The 17725-nt window shown below is 38.8% G+C and carries 14 protein-coding genes; 10 read left to right on the top strand and 4 right to left on the bottom strand.

The features are described from left to right. Nucleotides 1-1248, bottom strand: a complete 1248-nt coding sequence (locus AS180_RS02905; protein WP_062686346.1) for a glycosyltransferase family 2 protein — start codon at nt 1246-1248, stop codon at nt 1-3. Between the two features lie 226 nt (nt 1249-1474). Here AS180_RS02905 and wecB point away from each other — a divergent pair, with 226 nt between their 5' ends. From wecB to AS180_RS02870, 7 genes are all read left to right on the top strand, one after another. Further along, a complete protein-coding gene (wecB, locus tag AS180_RS02900) occupies nt 1475-2566 on the top strand; it encodes a non-hydrolyzing UDP-N-acetylglucosamine 2-epimerase (RefSeq protein ID WP_062686345.1) in 1092 nt (363 codons plus the stop codon). Continuing rightward, nucleotides 2559-3545: a polysaccharide biosynthesis protein gene (locus tag AS180_RS02895; protein WP_062686344.1), complete on the top strand. Its 987-nt coding sequence runs from the start codon at nt 2559-2561 to the stop codon at nt 3543-3545. The genes wecB and AS180_RS02895 overlap by 8 nt, the downstream gene beginning before the upstream one ends. Next, nucleotides 3546-4373 carry a dTDP-4-dehydrorhamnose reductase family protein gene (locus AS180_RS02890; RefSeq protein WP_062686343.1) on the top strand — a complete coding sequence of 276 codons (828 nt, stop codon included), beginning with the start codon at nt 3546-3548 and terminating at the stop codon, nt 4371-4373. Continuing rightward, on the top strand, nt 4355-5260 hold the full coding sequence (locus tag AS180_RS02885) for an NAD-dependent epimerase/dehydratase family protein (protein ID WP_062686342.1): 906 nt from the start codon (nt 4355-4357) through the stop codon (nt 5258-5260). Before AS180_RS02890 ends, AS180_RS02885 begins: the two co-directional genes overlap by 19 nt. Before the next feature lie 282 nt (nt 5261-5542). Further along, on the top strand, nt 5543-6814 hold the full coding sequence (locus tag AS180_RS02880) for a sugar ABC transporter substrate-binding protein (protein WP_025910242.1): 1272 nt from the start codon (nt 5543-5545) through the stop codon (nt 6812-6814). Between the two features lie 130 nt (nt 6815-6944). Then, nucleotides 6945-8255 carry a carbohydrate ABC transporter permease gene (locus AS180_RS02875; protein WP_025910244.1) on the top strand — a complete coding sequence of 437 codons (1311 nt, stop codon included), beginning with the start codon at nt 6945-6947 and terminating at the stop codon, nt 8253-8255. Between the two features lie 2 nt (nt 8256-8257). Further along, a complete protein-coding gene (locus tag AS180_RS02870; protein ID WP_025910245.1) occupies nt 8258-9100 on the top strand; it encodes a sugar ABC transporter permease in 843 nt (280 codons plus the stop codon). A gap of 86 nt (nt 9101-9186) precedes the next feature. Here AS180_RS02870 and AS180_RS23440 read toward each other — a convergent pair whose 3' ends face one another. Further along, nucleotides 9187-10983, bottom strand: coding sequence for a glycosyltransferase (locus AS180_RS23440; protein WP_226372917.1), 1797 nt, complete (start codon nt 10981-10983; stop codon nt 9187-9189). A gap of 155 nt (nt 10984-11138) precedes the next feature. Here AS180_RS23440 and AS180_RS02855 point away from each other — a divergent pair, with 155 nt between their 5' ends. After that, on the top strand, nt 11139-11549 hold the full coding sequence (locus AS180_RS02855; protein WP_025910247.1) for a hypothetical protein: 411 nt from the start codon (nt 11139-11141) through the stop codon (nt 11547-11549). Between the two features lie 46 nt (nt 11550-11595). Here the strand turns inward: AS180_RS02855 and AS180_RS23975 are convergent, their stop codons facing one another. Further along, nucleotides 11596-13323, bottom strand: coding sequence for a glycosyltransferase (locus AS180_RS23975; RefSeq protein ID WP_081801875.1), 1728 nt, complete (start codon nt 13321-13323; stop codon nt 11596-11598). 175 nt (nt 13324-13498) lie between these two features. Between AS180_RS23975 and AS180_RS02845 the strand changes: the two genes are divergently transcribed. Beyond that, nucleotides 13499-14212, top strand: coding sequence for a glycosyltransferase (locus AS180_RS02845; RefSeq protein WP_025910249.1), 714 nt, complete (start codon nt 13499-13501; stop codon nt 14210-14212). 43 nt (nt 14213-14255) lie between these two features. Here the strand turns inward: AS180_RS02845 and AS180_RS02840 are convergent, their stop codons facing one another. Continuing rightward, the gene (locus AS180_RS02840; protein ID WP_138116876.1) at nt 14256-14897 is read right to left on the bottom strand and encodes a BMQ_0737 family morphogenetic spore coat protein; all 642 of its coding nucleotides are present in this window, start codon (nt 14895-14897) and stop codon (nt 14256-14258) included. A gap of 151 nt (nt 14898-15048) precedes the next feature. Here AS180_RS02840 and AS180_RS23080 point away from each other — a divergent pair. Continuing rightward, nucleotides 15049-17725, top strand: a 2677-nt coding sequence (locus AS180_RS23080; protein ID WP_175384182.1) for a tandem-95 repeat protein, incomplete at its 3' end; no start/stop codon positions are given.

Genomic DNA, 17725 nt, shown 5'->3' with positions numbered 1-17725 from the left:
TTAATCCAAGGTTTTAATGAAATCGCTCCAATTGGAGTGATTTTTTTTTGTGATGCTTTTCACGTGATCACGAACGTTGTATACAGTGAAATCTCGGTAGCATACCGAATAGCGCTTCATTAGCTCATTTAAGACGCTGACATCTTCGTACATACGCCCATCTAAAAAAGAAAGAACGGGAAATCCTCCAATTGCTTTTAGAAAAGACGTACGATAAATGCGTGGCCCCATAGGAAATGCGTAGCCTAAAAGCTCATTTTTTGAGCGAATGGACCGTCCGTGCACAACACCCATTGGCTTTAATCCATTGTGTGGTGTTTCTTTCCACCTTCGTAAATTTCCATACAAAATAGCAGCGTCTGAAGGAATAGAAGGTAAGTGATTTGAAATAACTGATAAAGCGTTGGGATCAAGCCAGTCGTCTGCATCAAGCTCTAGTACGAATTCTGTATCAACTAAAGGTAGAAGGGTGTTTAGAGCGCGTGCTTTTCCTCCATTTTCTTTTTGAATGAGCTGAAAGCCTAGCTGTGATTGAAGAAAAGCTAAGTCTTCAGCAGTTCCATCCGTAGAGCCATCGTCAACTACAAAAAGTTGTTTCTTTTGAAAAGAAACGCTTTGAATGAAGCATGAAGAAACGGCTGTATGAATAAATGGCTTTGCGTTATAAGCTGCTAGCATAATTGATAGAGGAGAGCTGGCTTTATGCTCAGTAGTAAACTGATAGAGTTGGCTAGTTTCTAAAAAAGCAGAAGCAAGGCGGGTTTCTTTTTGAATTCCCATCTTCACCGCTTTTTTTGTATCCACAGGTATGCATTGATCTGAAGGAAGGGTGCGTACCCAATATGCAAACATCGCTTCAACAAAAGGAAATGCGTGTATTTCAGGAAATGGAAATAATTTTAAATCGGCGCTTTTAAAAAACAGAGGTAGTTTTAACTCTTCATCTGTTAATGGATAAGTGTATAGCTTCATTTTATCTAGCGTTTGCTTTTTTAAAAGCGGAAGGTTTACGTCGTCTCCTTTAAATAAAAACAATACGTGCTCCTCATTTAAACGTTGAACTCTTTTGTTAAGCTCGCTTCCTATACAACTAGAAAGAGATATAGTATCCGCGTGGTGCGGAATCAATTGCAGAACTTCTGACTTGGCAATGACGGTAACCGACGCACCGTCGCTCAGTTTGGCTAAAAGCTGCTGAATTACATGCGGACTTTCATGCCCAAAAAGAAAAATGTGCATATTTGTCATAATACTCTCCTTTTAACTTAGTCAATTATAGGCTGAACGCTAGTTTTTTTAAAAATTTCCATGCATACAAGGTATATATATTCTATGAGGTTTGGATTAATGTTGAGAGGTAGGTTAATAGCATAAAGATAATAATCTCGCCTATAGCAAGTCTTACTTCCCAGCATAGAGTAATAAGAGGATACAGCAAAGACGGAGTCTAAACTATGTATAGGATGTGTAGAGAATGAAAGTGATGACCATTTTAGGTACGAGGCCTGAAATTATACGTCTAAGTTTGATTATTGACAAATTAGACCGCTATGCAACTAAGCATATTTTAGTTCATACAGGTCAAAATTTTACCGCTTCCCTTAGCGACGTATTTTTTCAAGAGTTACAGGTTAGAAAGCCAAACTACGTGCTTGCTAATCAGCAAGCCACGTTAGGACAGCAACTTTCAACAATGTATGCTCAGTTAGAAGCAATTTTTTTGAAAGAAAAGCCTGATAAAGTTTTGGTGTTGGGTGATACAAATAGCGGACTAAGTGCAATTCTAGCAGAACGTATGGGAATTACAGTGATGCATATGGAAGCTGGAAATCGTTGCTTTGATCTCGAAGTACCCGAGGAAAAGAATAGAAAAGTAATTGACGCCATTTCAAGCATTAACCTTCCTTATACTCCTCAAAGTAAAGAAAATCTTATTCGAGAAGGTGTTCCAAAGAACCGAATTGTGGTTTCTGGAAATCCTATTTTTGAAGTGTTAAACCATTACGCTCCTCAAATTAACGCAAGTTCTATTTTAGAAGCACTAAGCATCAAAAAAAATGATTATTTCTTAGTCACGATACATCGTGCTGAAAATGTTGATTATGAAGACCGTTTAGTTGAAATTATGAATGGTCTTAATAAAGTGGCCGAATCATTTCAAAAACGTATGATTTGCAGCATTCATCCACGAACAAAATCACGCATTGATAAGCATCCTTCTCTTCAAATTCATCCACTTGTTGAGTTTCATGAACCATTCGGCTTTTTTGACTTTGTGAAGCTTGAAAAAAATGCGCTTTGTGTTTTAACAGATAGCGGTACCGTTCAGGAAGAATGTTGCTTGTTTCATGTTCCAACAGTAACGGTTCGAAAAACAACAGAACGTCCTGAAACGATTGATTGTGGAAGCAACATGCTATCAGGCTTAAACGGGGATCAAATTGTAAACTGCGTCAAAGTCATGGTAAATCAGTCAAATAGATGGTCTTACCCGGAAGGCTACGATTATCCGGATGTTTCAGATAAAGTAATAAAAGTAATTTTAGGAGGTCTTAACAGTGTTTAAAAACCAAACGATTTTAGTTACAGGTGGCACAGGCTCATGGGGATACGAATTAGTACGGCAGTTATTAACGCTTGATCCAAAGGAAATTAGAATTATTTCACGCAATGAATCCAGTCAATTTACAATGAAGCAAGAGTTTGACAACGATCCAAAGCTTCAATTTTTAATAGGGGATATTAAAGAAAAAGATTCATTGATTGAAGCATGCCAAGGCGTGGATTATGTGTTTCATCTTGCAGCTTTAAAACATGTTCCCGTCTGTGAAGATCAGCCGTTAGAAGCATTAAAAACAAACGTACACGGTACGCAAAACGTTATTGACGCAGCCATCATTTGTAATGTGAAGCGCGTAATTTACATTTCAACTGATAAAGCGGCGAATCCATCGAATTTCTATGGGCTTTCAAAGGCCATGGGCGAACGTTTAATTATTCATGCGAATACACTAAACACGAAGACAAAATTTGTATGCATTCGCGGTGGAAACGTACTTGGAACAAACGGAAGCGTTATTCACGTATTTAAAAAGCAAATTCAAGAAAAAGGAAAAGTAGGAATTACTGATTTAGACATGACGCGCTTTTTCTTAACGCTAGAAGATGCAATCAAGCTTGTCTTTAAAGCAACATTTGAAAGCCTTGGCGGTGAGATTTTCGTTATGAAAATGCCAACATGCAAAATCATTGACCTTGCTTATGTGTTAATCGATGCTTCAAACAAAGAAAATGTCGATATCGAAATACTAGGCATTCGTCCTGGTGAAAAAATTCACGAATTGCTTCTGTCGGAATACGAAAGCACAACAACGATTGCTTATGATGAAGAATATTTTGTCATCTTACCGCCAATTCATATTCCAGGTCTAAAAGAGCATTATGCAAACTTTAAGCCTGTGAACCTTGTGAACTATAATTCTAGCAAAGAGTTAATGACGAAGGAAGAAATTAAAGAGATGTTAGAGAAAGGACGGTTTATCTAAATGAAAATACTAATCCTTGGTGGAAAAGGAATGGCTGGTCACGTTATCACTTCTTATTTTAAGCAAAAACCTCAGTACGAAGTAGTCTATACATCAAGGGATTTAGATGACAAAGAAGGATTGTATGTTGATGTAACAAACGCAACTGATCTTGAAAAGTTAATGGAACAAGAAAAGCCGGATATTACGATTAACTGTATTGGTATTTTAAATCATCATGCGGAGCAGCATAGTAAACTTGCTTTCCACGTTAATAGCGTTCTTCCCCATCAGCTTGTAAAATTAACGGAGCGCTACCAAGGGAAGCTTATTCATATTAGTACAGATTGCGTCTTTTTAGGGGACAAAGGCAACTATACGGAAAGTGATGCTCCTGACGGGACATCCATTTATGCTCAATCCAAGCAGTTAGGTGAAATTATTAGCGATAAGCACCTAACGGTTCGAACTTCAATCATTGGACCTGAGTTAAAAACCGACGGAATTGGCCTATTTCTATGGTTTATGAAGCAAACTGGAAAAATCAAAGGCTATAAGCGAGCGCTATGGAACGGTGTCACAACAATAGAGCTTGCTAAGGCAATTGAAGTGTTTATTCAACAGGACGTGACGGGACTTTATCATCTTGCAACCGAGCCGAAAATTTCCAAATTCGACCTTCTTCAGCTCATGAAAGAAGTGTTTCAAAAAGATGATGTTACGATTGAAGAAGATGAAGCATTTGTGTTGGATCGCACCATTAAAAATACGCGAATAGACCATATTTACACGCCGCCTACTTACCGAGTCATGCTGGAAGAGATGAAAGATTGGATTCAAAAGCAATGAGAAAGCGCATCCTTATTACCGGAGCAAGCGGTTTTACAGGGAAGCACGCAGTCGTGCATTTTATGAAAAAAGACTATGAAGTAACTGCTGCAATGCGCAAGGAAATGTCTTGTGAAGGTGCAAGCGTAGTTAGCTGTGATTTAGAAAACGAAGACCAGGTCATGAAGCTCATTGAAGACGCAAATCCTCATTATATTCTCCACCTTGCTGGTCAAAATCATGTCGGTAGCTCATGGGAACAGCCTTTATCTTACGTTAACAGCAATGTAATTGGAACGCTTCATTTATTAGAAGCAGTGAGAAAAAAAGTGCCTACTGCTCGAATTGTAGTAGCCGGATCCGCGCTCCAGTATAATCCTTCAGATAGTTCAACACTGACTCATCCATATAGCTTTTCAAAAACGATGCAGATTCTAGTCTCAGAGGCATGGGCAAAGCTCTATAATCTCGATGTGGTTATTGCAAAGCCTTCAAATTTAATTGGACCTGGGCATTCCAACGGTGTTTGTTCGATTTTCGCCAAAAAAATTGCTGCTATGGAAAAAGGCGATGAAAAGAAAGAGCTTCACATTAGCAATTTAGAAGCCAGGCGCAATTTTATTGATGTGAGAGACGCTGTTGCAGCATATGAACATTTATTCTTATTTGGTCAAAGGAAGGCAGTTTATGAAATCGCCTCCTCTGTCTGCTATTCATTAAAAGAAGTTGCCTCTATGCTGAGAACGCTTGCTCACGTAGATTTCCAGATTACGAATGATGAAGCGAACAGTGAACCTTTCTTAATACCAGATACGTCACCCCTTCAACTTATAGGCTGGAAACCAAACTATTCGCTTGAGAAATCGCTTTTAGATATTCTGACATTTCATCGACAAACCAAGGATTAAAGTAGTACACGTTTTCATATAAATCAATAAACAAAAGAAAGCTGTCTAAAAAGGCAGCTTTTCTTTTTATAAGGAGGGGAGTGTAAATAATCAATATTGAAAATAAAGTTTGGTTTTCCATAAAAATATGAAAAAGAGTAGTTGTCAAATGGTTGATTATAAGTATAATAGAGATTGTAGATTGTGCAAACGTTTTCGCTATAAAATGAAAGCGTTCTATTTTTAGGGAGTTGTACAAGCGGTTGCACAAGTCAAACATAATAGGTCAACGGAGGGGTTAAAATGAAGAAAGCGTTATCAGTTTTCATGACTTCAGCGCTAACAGTAGGTATGTTAGCAGCATGTGGTCCAGAAGAAGGCGCAACAAGCACGACACCAGGATCTGGGAGTGGGGGAGAAAAACCAGAAAAGCTAGTTGTTTGGGAAGATAAAGATAAAGGACCAGCACTAGACTATGCAATTAAAAGTTTTGAAAAAGAACATGGTATTAAAATTGAGTATAAAGAAGTAGAAACAACAAAAATTCAGGAGCAGCTAGCATTGGACGGGCCTGCCGGAACAGCTCCAGACGTTGTAACAATTCCTCATGATAACATCGGTCCAGCTGTTACAAAAGGGTTGCTTGCAGAGTTGACAACTACTTCAGATGAGACAACATCTCGCTTTAGTGAATCATCAATTGATGCAATGACGTTTGACGGCAAGCTTTACGGTTTACCAAAAGCAACGGAAACGCCAGTACTTGTGTATAATAAAGCGTTTATGAAAGAGGCTCCAAAAACAATGGACGAACTTAAAGCCTTTTCAGAAGACTTCACAAAAGACGGGAAGTATGGCTTTTTAGCGCTACTGGATAACTATTACTTTGCACATGGTTTCCTAAGTGGTTACGGTGGTTACGTATTCGGTGAAAAAGACGGTTCATTTGATACAAAAGACTTGGGTGTCAACAATGCTGAAGCAGTTGAAGCAGTTGACTACATCAACACTTGGTACCAAGACAAGCTGTTACCGAATGGTATTATTGGAGAAAATGGTGGTAGCGCATTAGACGGTCTATTTAACGAAGGTAAAGTAGCTTCTGTTATGAATGGTGCATGGTCTTTCCAAGGCTATAAAGCAGCGGGAATTGATATTGGTGCCGCTCCAATGCCAAAGTTACCAAACGGTGAACCAGTTAAAACGTTTATGGGTGTAAAAGGTTGGAACGTTACATCATTCTCAACTAATAAAGAATGGGCTGAAAAATTTATTGACCATATCACAAACGATGAGAATGCAAAGAAACGCTTTGAGTTAACACAAGAAATTCCACCAAATACAGCATTGCTTGAAGATCCAATTATTAAAGACAATGAGTTAGCTTCTGCAGTTGCTATGCAATCTCAAGATGCAGTACCGATGCCGTCAATTCCTGAAATGTCAGAAGTTTGGCCTCCAATGCAAAGCGCAGTTCAAACCGTTATCACGGGTAAAGCAGATTCTAAAAAAGCTCTAGATGAAGCACGTAAAACAATTGAAGAAAACATCAAAGCAAACCACAGCGGTAAATAAATCAATCTGTTTAAGGAAAGAAGTACCTTTGATTCTTCAGGGGTACTCTTTCCTTACTAATAAGGCAAGCGTTTGCGCTATGAAAAGACTTACTATTTTGCTTATTTAGAATGAAAAGGAGAGGCCATACATGGAGCTAAAACATGCTGAAAATCAGCCCGAGCAAACATTTCAAGGTAGCAACCATCGTAAAATAGCGTTAGGATTATCAATCATCCCCGGGTTAGGTCAGCTATATAATCGTCAAATTCTAAAAGGAATGTTGTTTCTTTTACTTACTATTTCCTTCGTTGTTGTATTTAAAGATTTTTTGAACATTGGTTTATGGGGACTTGTGACACTTGGTGAAGTGCTGCCGCGAGACCATTCAATCTTTTTGCTAGTATACGGAATCTTGTCCGTTATTTTACTCGTGTTTGCACTCGGGTTTTATGTTTTTAACTTACGTGATGCCTATAAAAACGGAGAGAAGCGTGATTTAGGACTACGTATCAGTACGGTAAAAGAGCAATATCACAATTTACTAGATAACGGATTTCCGTATCTCATGATTTCACCAGGTTTTGTTCTTCTTGTTTTTGTTGTCATTTTTCCAATTTTGTTTGTTATTTTATTAGCATTTACAAACTATGATCTCTACCACTCACCGCCAGCAAAGCTTGTCGATTGGGTAGGATTTAAGAACTTTATTGATATGGCAACGGTGCCAATTTGGCGAGAAACGTTTATCAGCGTGTTTGCATGGACGTTAATTTGGACATTTGGCGCAACAACCCTTCAAGTAGCATTGGGCATCTTTTTAGCGATTTTAATTAATCAAAAAGATTTAAAAGGGAAAGCAATTATTCGTACTGTATTTATTTTACCTTGGGCAGTACCAGGCTTTGTTTCCATCCTAGTGTTTGCAGGAATGTTTAACGAGACCTTCGGAGCGATTAATAATGACATCCTCGCTTTTTTAGGAATTGAAGGAATAAATTGGATGACGGAACCGCTTTGGAGCCGAGTGGCTTTAATTATGATCCAGACATGGTTAGGATTTCCATTTATCTTCGCGATGACAACAGGTGTGCTTCAATCAATTCCAGAGGAGTTGTACGAAGCGGCAACTGTAGATGGGGCAACGGCTGTTCAAAAATTCATGAAAATTACGTTACCGCTTGTTCTTTTTGCAACGGCACCAATTTTAATTACCCAGTACACGTTTAACTTTAACAACTTTAACGTGATTTACTTATTTAATGCTGGTGGACCTGCGGTATCAGGTCAAACAGCTGGAAGTACAGATATTCTAATATCATGGATTTATAAGCTGACGATGACGACTCAGCAATATGGAAAAGCTGCAGCCATTACAATGTTATTGTCAGTGATTGTTATCACTGTGGCGCTATGGCAATTTAAGCGCACAAAATCATTCCAAGAAGAGGATATGATGTAACTATGAGTATAAAAACAAAAAAAACCATTCGTCTCACTTTATCATACGCAGTTGTACTAGTTATGTTTGCCATTATCTTATATCCAATTCTTTGGATTATTGGTTCGTCTTTAAATCCCGGAGATAGCCTGTCTGGTTCAAAAATGTTTCCGGAAAATGCTACGTTCAAGCACTATGCAGCTCTATTTGATACGAGCCAAAGTAATTATTTAATTTGGTATGCGAACTCGTTGAAAATTAGTATCTCAACAATGATTTTATCTCTTATTTTAGTTAGCCTAACTGCCTATTCATTTTCTCGCTATCGATTTGTTGGAAGAAAAAATGGATTATTAACGTTTTTGGTGTTACAAATGATTCCAAACTTTGCAGCATTAATTGCTATTTTTGTGCTTGCGACGGTTACAAAGTTAATTGATACACACCTTGGGTTAATTTTAATCTATGTAGGTGGAGCTATTCCAATGAATACATGGTTAATGAAAGGGTATTTAGATACGATTCCAAAAGAGCTAGATGAGTCCGCAAAGATGGACGGAGCTGGGCATCTTCGTATCTTTTTCCAAATCGTTATGCCATTAGCCAAACCAATCATTGCTGTTATTGCATTATTTACGTTTACAGCTCCGTTTGGAGATTTCATTTTAGCAAAGGTATTGCTTCGTTCAGGCGAAAATTACACGCTGGCAGTTGGTTTATATGATATGATTTCAAGACAATTCGGAAATCAGTTTACAGCTTTTGCGGCAGGGTCTGTACTCATTGCCGTTCCGATTGCTCTTTTATTCCTAGTTTGTCAAAAGTACTTTATCTCAGGCTTAACAGCCGGAGGGACAAAGGGATAATTATATGAATCTTAATCGTATAGGAATGCACAGCTTCCTTATATGAACATCAACACAAATAAACAGGCACAGTGAAATGTGCCTGTTTATTTGTGTGCATCTTGTAAAAAGGAATAGCATGCTTTTTCAAACGCTGCGATGCTGTTTGAGAGCTGCCACTTTTCAGCTTCTTGCTGTCCGTTAACTTTTAACTTCGCAAGTAGGGCAGAATCTTGAATTAAGCGGCCAATATCTTTCCCAAGTCGATTTTCATAGCGATAAGACATTAAGCAGGTTTCTTCATGACGACCGTATTCGGTATTCCCACCTGCATAGACACATACGATTGCAGCACCACATTTCATTGCTTCAAGCCCAGGTAAAACAGCTGTTTCATAAATGGACGAAGTAACAAAAATATCTGCTCGGTTGTAATAAGCGCACAGTTCATAGTCATCTTTTGGAGAATAAAATAAAAAGCCTTCCTTATTTCGCAAGTCTTGTAGAGTAGGAGACTGAGCAAACTCATTTGGTGGACAAATCAGGTTAATTCGTACACTTGGAAACTGTTTTTTGACAACCTTTAGTTGCTCAATTAAATAATCCTGATCCCGCTGCCAAGAATATCCGCCTTCTGGTATTCTCACAATAGCAGAGATGGTGAACGGTTTTCTTTTATTAGAGAGTGAAAGCTTTGAAAAGTTAGGGTTGACATAAATAGGAATATGTTCACCTTTAATCCCATGAAGTAACGAGATTAATTCTTGCTGATACCGTGAGATGACAAGCAAATAGGGTGTTGTATTGTAAGACTGAAAAGAAACGCTTTGTTCAGGAAGAAACACGGGCTCGTAGCATAAGCTAAAGCGCGCGTGAACGCCTTTTCCTTGAGCGCTTGCAGCTGCAGCAGACGGAACGGTTGAGTAGAAGTTTGAGATAATTAAGTCACTGTTGGGATAGTCTTGCTCCGTTATCACAGCACCAGGAGTCCTTGTAATCTTTGCTTTTACGTCATACTCTATGTCACCTTGTGGAGGCATTAAAATGGTTACATTATGCCCTAAATCAACAAGGCCGTTACTAATATCAGCAAGCATGCGCTGAGCGCCACCTTTGCACAGCGTTAAAATAGGAAACGTAATGTTTAAAGGCGTATTTAAAGATTGAGTTGTTAAAGAGTTAGCCTGAGCAGATGAATTCTTTTCAAGATTTACCATGTTGGCTAACACGGGACGATGAGCTTCTTGAACTGCTTTTACTTCAAGATCAATTTCCGACGTATGTTTTTTTGTTCCCATCTCATCATGCACGCGGTAGTGAACAAGCGGTTCATTAAGGTAATAAAACTCATAAGCAGGAACGCAGCGCAGCCAGTAATCATAATCTTGGGTAAATCGAAGAGCTTCATTAAATAAGCCAAGCGTAGTGAATACCTCCATTTTCATCATGATTGTACAGCCGTTAATGCTACACCCAATTTGAAGGTGTTCAATAAAATCTAGCTTGCGGTCAAAATAAACACCGGCTAAAGGCACAGTTACTTCACTGTTGTTATTAATAAGTGCATAGTTTGAATGACTAATATAAGCGTTATGTGCTTTCATAAAGTTTAGCTGCTTTTCTACTTTATCATGAACAAACAAATCATCCGAGCTAAGCCATGCAAAATATTCGCCCGTTGCGTGCTGAATACCCATGTTTAAAGCGCTGGCAGTTCCTCCGTTTTGCTTTTCTACATAGCGAATTTGATTTAAATAAGGCGTGATTTTTTCAGTATGCATCGTTGATCCGTCATTTACTACAACCACTTCGATGTTTGGGTACGTTTGTCCAAGTGCGCTTTCAATTGCTTGATTAACATAGGAACAATTATAAAAAGGAATAATAATTGATACTTTTTCCATTTTAAATCCCTTCTTTCTTTCATGCTTAAAATGAAAGGCTTGTTATAAAATTTGAAAGAATAAAACAGTTGAAAAATAGTTTTATTGTCCAAGCACTTTTAGACAAAATTCATATAATAAAATGTAAGTATATTCCAATTTAGGGAGAGAATAAATTGAGACCTATTGATGACTTTAGTGCAAGCGTGCCAAGTAACTTTAACAATAGTTTAGATCGAGTCATTCCGACTAGCGGAACTGTTGTTTTAGCTGAATTCGGACTAGCTGTTCCTCGTTCTAGTTCCAATGTTTTGTTAGAAGGGACCGTTGGTATTCGCTCTTTCTTAGGGTTACCAAACATCTTAGTTAATGTGTTACGTGACGGTGGTATTATCGGATCTGTTCAGGTAAGCACGCTGGCAGTAAATGAAATTCGACTTGCTACATTTCAAATTGTAGATGCAAATGCTCCTGTTGGCTATCATGCGTACACGATTACTGCTGAGTTGTTAAATCCGCTCCTAACACAAGCTCGTGTTACCGGTCCTCTAACGTTTACTGGAACTACAATTGGCCCTGTTTCATAATATGAACCTTTCTATTCGTTAACATTTAGCGGACAGAAGGGGTTTTTTAAAGCTGAGAGAGCATTTGTTTAAAGTGAACTGCATATTCCTGCGGTGAAAAATGCTGAATAATATGCGTAATACCTTGATTTCGGATAGTTTCACGCAAAGCTTTATCAGTAAGAAGCTCGATGCCTTCTCTGACTGCTTCCTCAATATTACCTAGGGTGAAAAATTTTCCTGTTTGATTATGAATAATAAAGCTTTTGACACCGTCAGAATCCGTTGATAAAACGGGGCATCTACATACCATGGCTTCTAATACAGCATAGCCGAAACCTTCTACTTTAGAAGTTGAGCATAAAAATCCTCCAGAATCCCCAATGGTTGAAAAATACTCTGCCATTTTGGCATGAGGTTGATTGGCGTAAATAGTTAAATGACTTCTAAGGTTGAGCTGGTCAAGCAAACGCTCAAACGCTTCACGTTCAGTTGGAGTTGAAAGCGTATTGTCTTCGAACATCCAAAGCTTGATATCAGAAGAATGTTTTATAATATCAGCTCCAATGCGAAGGAAATCACGCCAATTTTTATTATCCTCAATCCTTCCTACCCATCCGATAATTGGTGTAGGATGCTTTGGTAGCGGTTGATAATGAAATTGCTTTGTATCAAAACAGTTATGAAAGCAAAACTGTGATTTTGAAGAGAAATATTGCTGAAAAGCATTGATAAGATGAGGGGTGTTAGGATATAGAATGGCATCGCTATAGTTTTTAATATAAGAATGCGCATGCCCTTTCAAATAAGCATTTGTGTACTCTTTATCCGTTCCTAATCCTTGCACTTCATAAATCAAATGCCCCTTATAACCTAAATGTCTCAACCTTTTTAAAAGAAGATAATCTGTATTAACAATAATAGCGTCATAGCTTCCTTTTGAAATAATTTCTTTTATTTTTACATCTTCATTTGTTACAAAGACAGAAGCGGTTACTTTGTTTTGCAGACCAGTTCCAGACTGCGTATATAAAAAATCACATTGGATATCTGATTCAGACAAAGCGTAAAAGCGCTGTCGATTTAGCGTTTCAACGCCACCGCTTGGAATATAAAACGTAAATAATAGTTTTTTTCTATCTGAGTCTACGGGTGTTACTGTAGTAGGAAAGGATGCTTTAATGACAGGCTGAGCAGTTGTTTCTTTACAAAGTGGCCAGTACCTAATCATATGATCTTCTACATGTTCAATGGTTTTTTTGAAAAAGGCTTGGATAAACGGTTCTGTTCGTACGATGTTCCAAAGCCTAACCTCTTGTAAATCACCTTGGAAGTAGCCATATGAAGAATGGCCACCGAAACAAAAATGTGGAACGATTTTTCTTCGACGGCTTAAAATTCCTTTTTTGACAAATTTTCCATTTATATACAGAGAAGGAATACGATTGTGATAAACGAGTGCAAGGTGCGTCCATTCTTCCACTACAGAAGGAAAGACAAGCGTTGGTGTAAAATGATTTTTCCCCACTTCATAAATAGAGATGCCGTTCGTTCCAACGGAAATGGCAACGGACGCTTCAGTATTGTTGAGAACTTGGTCATCATCAGGCGCAATGACAAACGGCTGGTTTTTAAAGGTAGAGATACCTGAGCGAGCCTCGTTTTCAAGAAACTGTTCCTTTGAAGGGCGTACCCAAAATTCAATCGTAAATGTATTCGAAATAGGAACAGAAGTCGGTGGGTCTGCTTTAAGTTGTTCACTACCTGAAAATGATGCGTAAGAAGAGTGAAGCATTGGAAAGGACCTCCTCTTTTTTAAATTTTACATATAAGCATACGTTTCCATTTCATTCATGCTATTTCATACATATATGTTAGAGGGGGCGTTTATGTTCATTTGACATAAAAACTCTCAATAAGCACGGATTTAGTATTGGTTCATACGTTAATGGAAAGGAGGAGTTTAGATAGTGAAAAAAGTATCAATTATTATCCCTTTTTATAACTGTGCCTACATCGATCAAGCACTTGATAGTGTGTTTAAGCAAACGTATCCACACATTGAAGTTATTGTAATCAACGATGGGTCCACTGAACACTATGAGAAAATTACCCCTTACTTAGATCGAATCATTTACATTGAAAAGGGAAACGGAGGGACGGCTAGCGCATTAAATATGGGGCTGAGTCGTGCGACCGGAGATTATATTTGTTGGTTAAGTTCAGATGATATGTACTCCACAAATAAAATTGAAAATCAGCTGGCATACATGCTTAAAACTAACGCATCTTTTTCCTATACAAATTATCATTTAATTAATAAGGCAGGGGCAATTACGTCTAGAGGAATCGGTATTTACTACCCTACTCGACTTCAGATACTAAAAGAGATGAGCAAAGGTAATTTTATTAACGGCTGTAGCGTTATGATTAAAAAAGAAGTATTCGACCGGGTAGGGATATTTGATGAAACCTTACCGTATACGCATGATTATGATATGTGGCTGAGAATTATCGAACAGTTTTCTGTTTACTATATTGATGAGCCGCTTCTATACTATAGAATTCATGAGAAGATGGGAACTATGCAGCATGCGCGAACTATTAAAAAGGAAGTAAAACGTGTGAAAGCTGCTCATAAAGATTCCATACAGCAAGTGATTGCACAAGAACAAGCTAGATAAAAAGAGCACTGTTTCAGAGTCCGAAACAGTGCTTTTAATTATGTTAATAGTGGCTATGTTTACAATGACTGGATTGAAGCTCTTCTCTTGGATGAATGTAAGCACCTTCGAGTTGGATGGTTTTACTGCAACCACTTGTTACGTTTTGACAAATGCTTACTTCTACGCGAAGCTCTTGCTCACGGTTTATGCATGAAGGAGTTACGGTAAACTCGACGCTTGTCACGTCACTTTGAACAGTTGTACCTGTCGGTGCATAAAGGTATACGGTTTCTTGAATGGTAAAGGGAATGGGGTTAGATCGACAAATTTGACCAGTTGTTTGATCAACTAGCTTAAGCACATAACGTCCTTGTTTTTGCATGACTGCCCGATAAAGAGAGGAGCAATTATCTTCGTCATTTACTTTCTTTTTCGTACGCATCATTGAGTTGGTTAGTTCAGTCGTAGTAATGCCTCGTTCTGGTGAGGTTGGACATCCATTTTCATCTACAATCATAGCTTCAATAAAAAAGCGATTGCGCTGTAACAGAAGTTCGCATAAATTAATGCCGTTAATAATTTCATCGGTTCCATCGCTTTTGAAGACGTCTAGCTCACCCTCGTACTTTTTTTGTACCCAATCATAAAGGTGAAATGCATTTACACAATGAGTTTGGTGAGAGGATGACACTGTTATATTCATTCCTTTCTAGTAGAATCTATGAGTTAGTATACTCAAGTTCCTATAGAAAGTGTGTTAGGTAAACGTCTTAGTTTTTTATGCATTTTAGGAACATTTTGTAAAAAGGGGTTATATACTTTTAAGTGTATTTAAAAAACGAGGTGAACATACTGTGCCCTATATTAATCGGTTTTTAGGGAATGCAAACGGGGCTATTACATTTACGGGAAATACCTTTGGCCTCAGTAAGCAAAACAATGTAAATACCCCCGGTACTGCCCATTCTATTGGAACCTTTTTTAGCGCAAATGCAAGCTCAGTGGATGGGTCTTATCCGATTGGTACAACGGCTGACTGGCGGCAAAATGCTTCAAGTACCATATTGCGGTTGCCATCTACAACAACTAGAATTTTATACGCTGAACTAATTTGGGGTGGTTTGTATACATCCACAGATGAAAACGTCAGCGCCTTTATTAATAATTCAATTACGTTTCGCACACCTTCAGGAAGCTTTACTATTGCACCTGACACCGCTACGCGCTCAACGCTAACCGTATCTCCGAATCTCTTTTATGTACGAAGTGCCAACGTAACGAACTTAATCACAACTCCAGGAACGTATACAGCTCTTGGAGTTCCAGGTACACAAGGAAACTTAGACAATACGCTAAACTCAGCGGGATGGACACTTGCTGTTGTATACGAAGACCCACTGCAAAGATCTCGGAATCTATCCCTTTTTGTTGGAGCTGAGCTAACGAGTAGTGCCGGGACTTCAACGGCGACGGTATCTGGTTTTGGTACACCTGTAACTGGAGCTGTCAACGGACGTCTACTAATTAGTTCAATTGAAGGGGATTCAGTCATAGTTGGAGACCAATTTTTATTTGGTCCAACTCCAACAACGCTTCAAGCGGTATCAGGTCCTAATAATCCACTTACGAACTTTTTTGCATCTCAAATTAATAATGATGCCGGTACCATCGATACGTCAGGTACGTTTGGGAACGTCAACCATCCTATTGGAACCAATATTTCAGGTGCTCGTCAAGGGTGGGATATTACAAACATTGATGTATCACCGTGGTTACAAAACAATCAATCGACTGCGGCAGTCCGAGGAGCCACTAGTGGAGACACGTATGTCGTCAATACTTTGGGGCTTCAAATTGATATTAATGCACCTGTCTTTACAATTAATAAAACAGCTAACGTGTCATCAGCAAGAACTGGAGACGTTATTACGTATACCGTTACGATTCAAAATACAGGAACAGCAGCAGCAAACCTGGTGGTTGCGACAGATGCGCTGTCCAATGCGACTACCTTTGTACCGAATAGCTTATTTGTGAATGGAGTGCAACAGCCTAATAAGAATATTCAAAGTGGAATTTCTCTTGGTACAGTAGGCATTAATCAAACCATTACTTTAACCTATCAAGTTCAAGTAGCTGGGCCGTTAACAAATGTTCCGCAGCTGTCCAATCAGGTCTTTATTGAATATCGATTTGAAAGTACACCTGGAAACACGTTGACAGGTGCATCATCTTCAACAATTAATAATGTAACAGCTGTCAATAGGCCTCCAACAGTTCCCAATTATACCGTGACAAACCCAGAAGATACGCCAGCAATTGGCCAAATAGTAGGAACTGATGTAGACGGGAATCCACTGATATACCAATTGGGAACAGCACCCGTAAACGGAATTGTAACGGTCAATCCGAATGGTCAATTTGTCTATACGCCAAACGCAAATTTTAACGGAACAGATAGCTTTACTGTTGTTGTAAGCGACGGTCAAGGAGGAACAGCCGTTTCAACAGTTACTCTTATTATTACACCGGTCAACGATGCGCCAGTTACGCAAAATTATTTTGTTCAAACGCTAGAGGACACCCCGCTTACGGGGCAAATTTTTGCGACGGATGCAGATGGGAATCCGCTGACGTTCAGCTTACAAACAGCACCAGCAAATGGCGTAGTTACGCTCAATGCTGACGGAACTTATACGTATACACCCACTATAAACTTTAACGGAACGGATCAATTTGCAGCCTTAGTGAGTGATGGTCAAGGAGGAACAGCTGTTTCAGTCGTTACCATAACGGTTATTCCTGTGAATGACTCACCTGTTGTTCCAAACTATACGTTTACCACACAAGAAGATTCAGCAGTAATAGGAGCGGTTGTAGCCGTTGATCCTGATCAAGATTCGCTAACTTATCAACTTCAAAATTCACCTGCAAATGGCGTGGCGGTTGTGAATCCAGATGGCACGTTTACGTATACGCCAAACCTTAATTTTAATGGGACAGATGCGTTTACAGTATTAGTAAGTGATGGTCAAGGAGGAACAGCCGTTTCAACTGTTACCATTAACGTTTTACCAGTGAATGATCCACCAGTTACAGGGAATTTATCATTTACAATCAATGAAGATACTACGTTATCAAATCGCGTGACCGCTACAGATCCTGATGGAGATCCTTTAACGTTTTCCCTGCAAAATGCACCAACAAATGGAACGGTACTTGTCAATGCAGATGGCACGTTTACTTATACCCCAAATTTGAATTTTAATGGAACAGATGTCTTTACTGTGTTGGTGAGTGATGGTCAAGGGGGAACAGCGGTATCCACAGTAACCGTTACGATTCTACCTATTAATGACCTACCAACGGTACCCAACTATACGTTTAATACACAAGAAGATGTATCTGTTGTTGGAACCATTGTAGGAAATGATGTAGACGGAAATCCTTTAACATACACACTTCAAACCCAAGGAACTAACGGAACGGCAATTGTGAATGCAGATGGGACGTTTACGTATACGCCAACCT

It is taken from the genome of Priestia veravalensis, assembly GCF_001457055.1.
Lineage (GTDB): Bacteria > Bacillota > Bacilli > Bacillales > Bacillaceae_H > Priestia > Priestia flexa.
This window is presented reverse-complemented; position numbering and strand designations above follow the sequence as displayed.

What these genes read in the sequence shown, in the direction of transcription:
- AS180_RS23975 (WP_081801875.1), bottom strand. Translation starts at nt 13,323, where the DNA reads ATGCTTCACTCTTCTTACGCATCATTTTCAGGTAGTGAACAACTTAAA.
- AS180_RS02875 (WP_025910244.1), top strand. Translation starts at nt 6,945, where the DNA reads ATGGAGCTAAAACATGCTGAAAATCAGCCCGAGCAAACATTTCAAGGT.
- AS180_RS02890 (WP_062686343.1), top strand. Translation starts at nt 3,546, where the DNA reads ATGAAAATACTAATCCTTGGTGGAAAAGGAATGGCTGGTCACGTTATC.
- AS180_RS02880 (WP_025910242.1), top strand. Translation starts at nt 5,543, where the DNA reads ATGAAGAAAGCGTTATCAGTTTTCATGACTTCAGCGCTAACAGTAGGT.
- AS180_RS02840 (WP_138116876.1), bottom strand. Translation starts at nt 14,897, where the DNA reads ATGAATATAACAGTGTCATCCTCTCACCAAACTCATTGTGTAAATGCA.
- AS180_RS02870 (WP_025910245.1), top strand. Translation starts at nt 8,258, where the DNA reads ATGAGTATAAAAACAAAAAAAACCATTCGTCTCACTTTATCATACGCA.
- wecB (WP_062686345.1), top strand. Translation starts at nt 1,475, where the DNA reads ATGAAAGTGATGACCATTTTAGGTACGAGGCCTGAAATTATACGTCTA.
- AS180_RS02905 (WP_062686346.1), bottom strand. Translation starts at nt 1,248, where the DNA reads ATGACAAATATGCACATTTTTCTTTTTGGGCATGAAAGTCCGCATGTA.
- AS180_RS23440 (WP_226372917.1), bottom strand. Translation starts at nt 10,983, where the DNA reads ATGGAAAAAGTATCAATTATTATTCCTTTTTATAATTGTTCCTATGTT.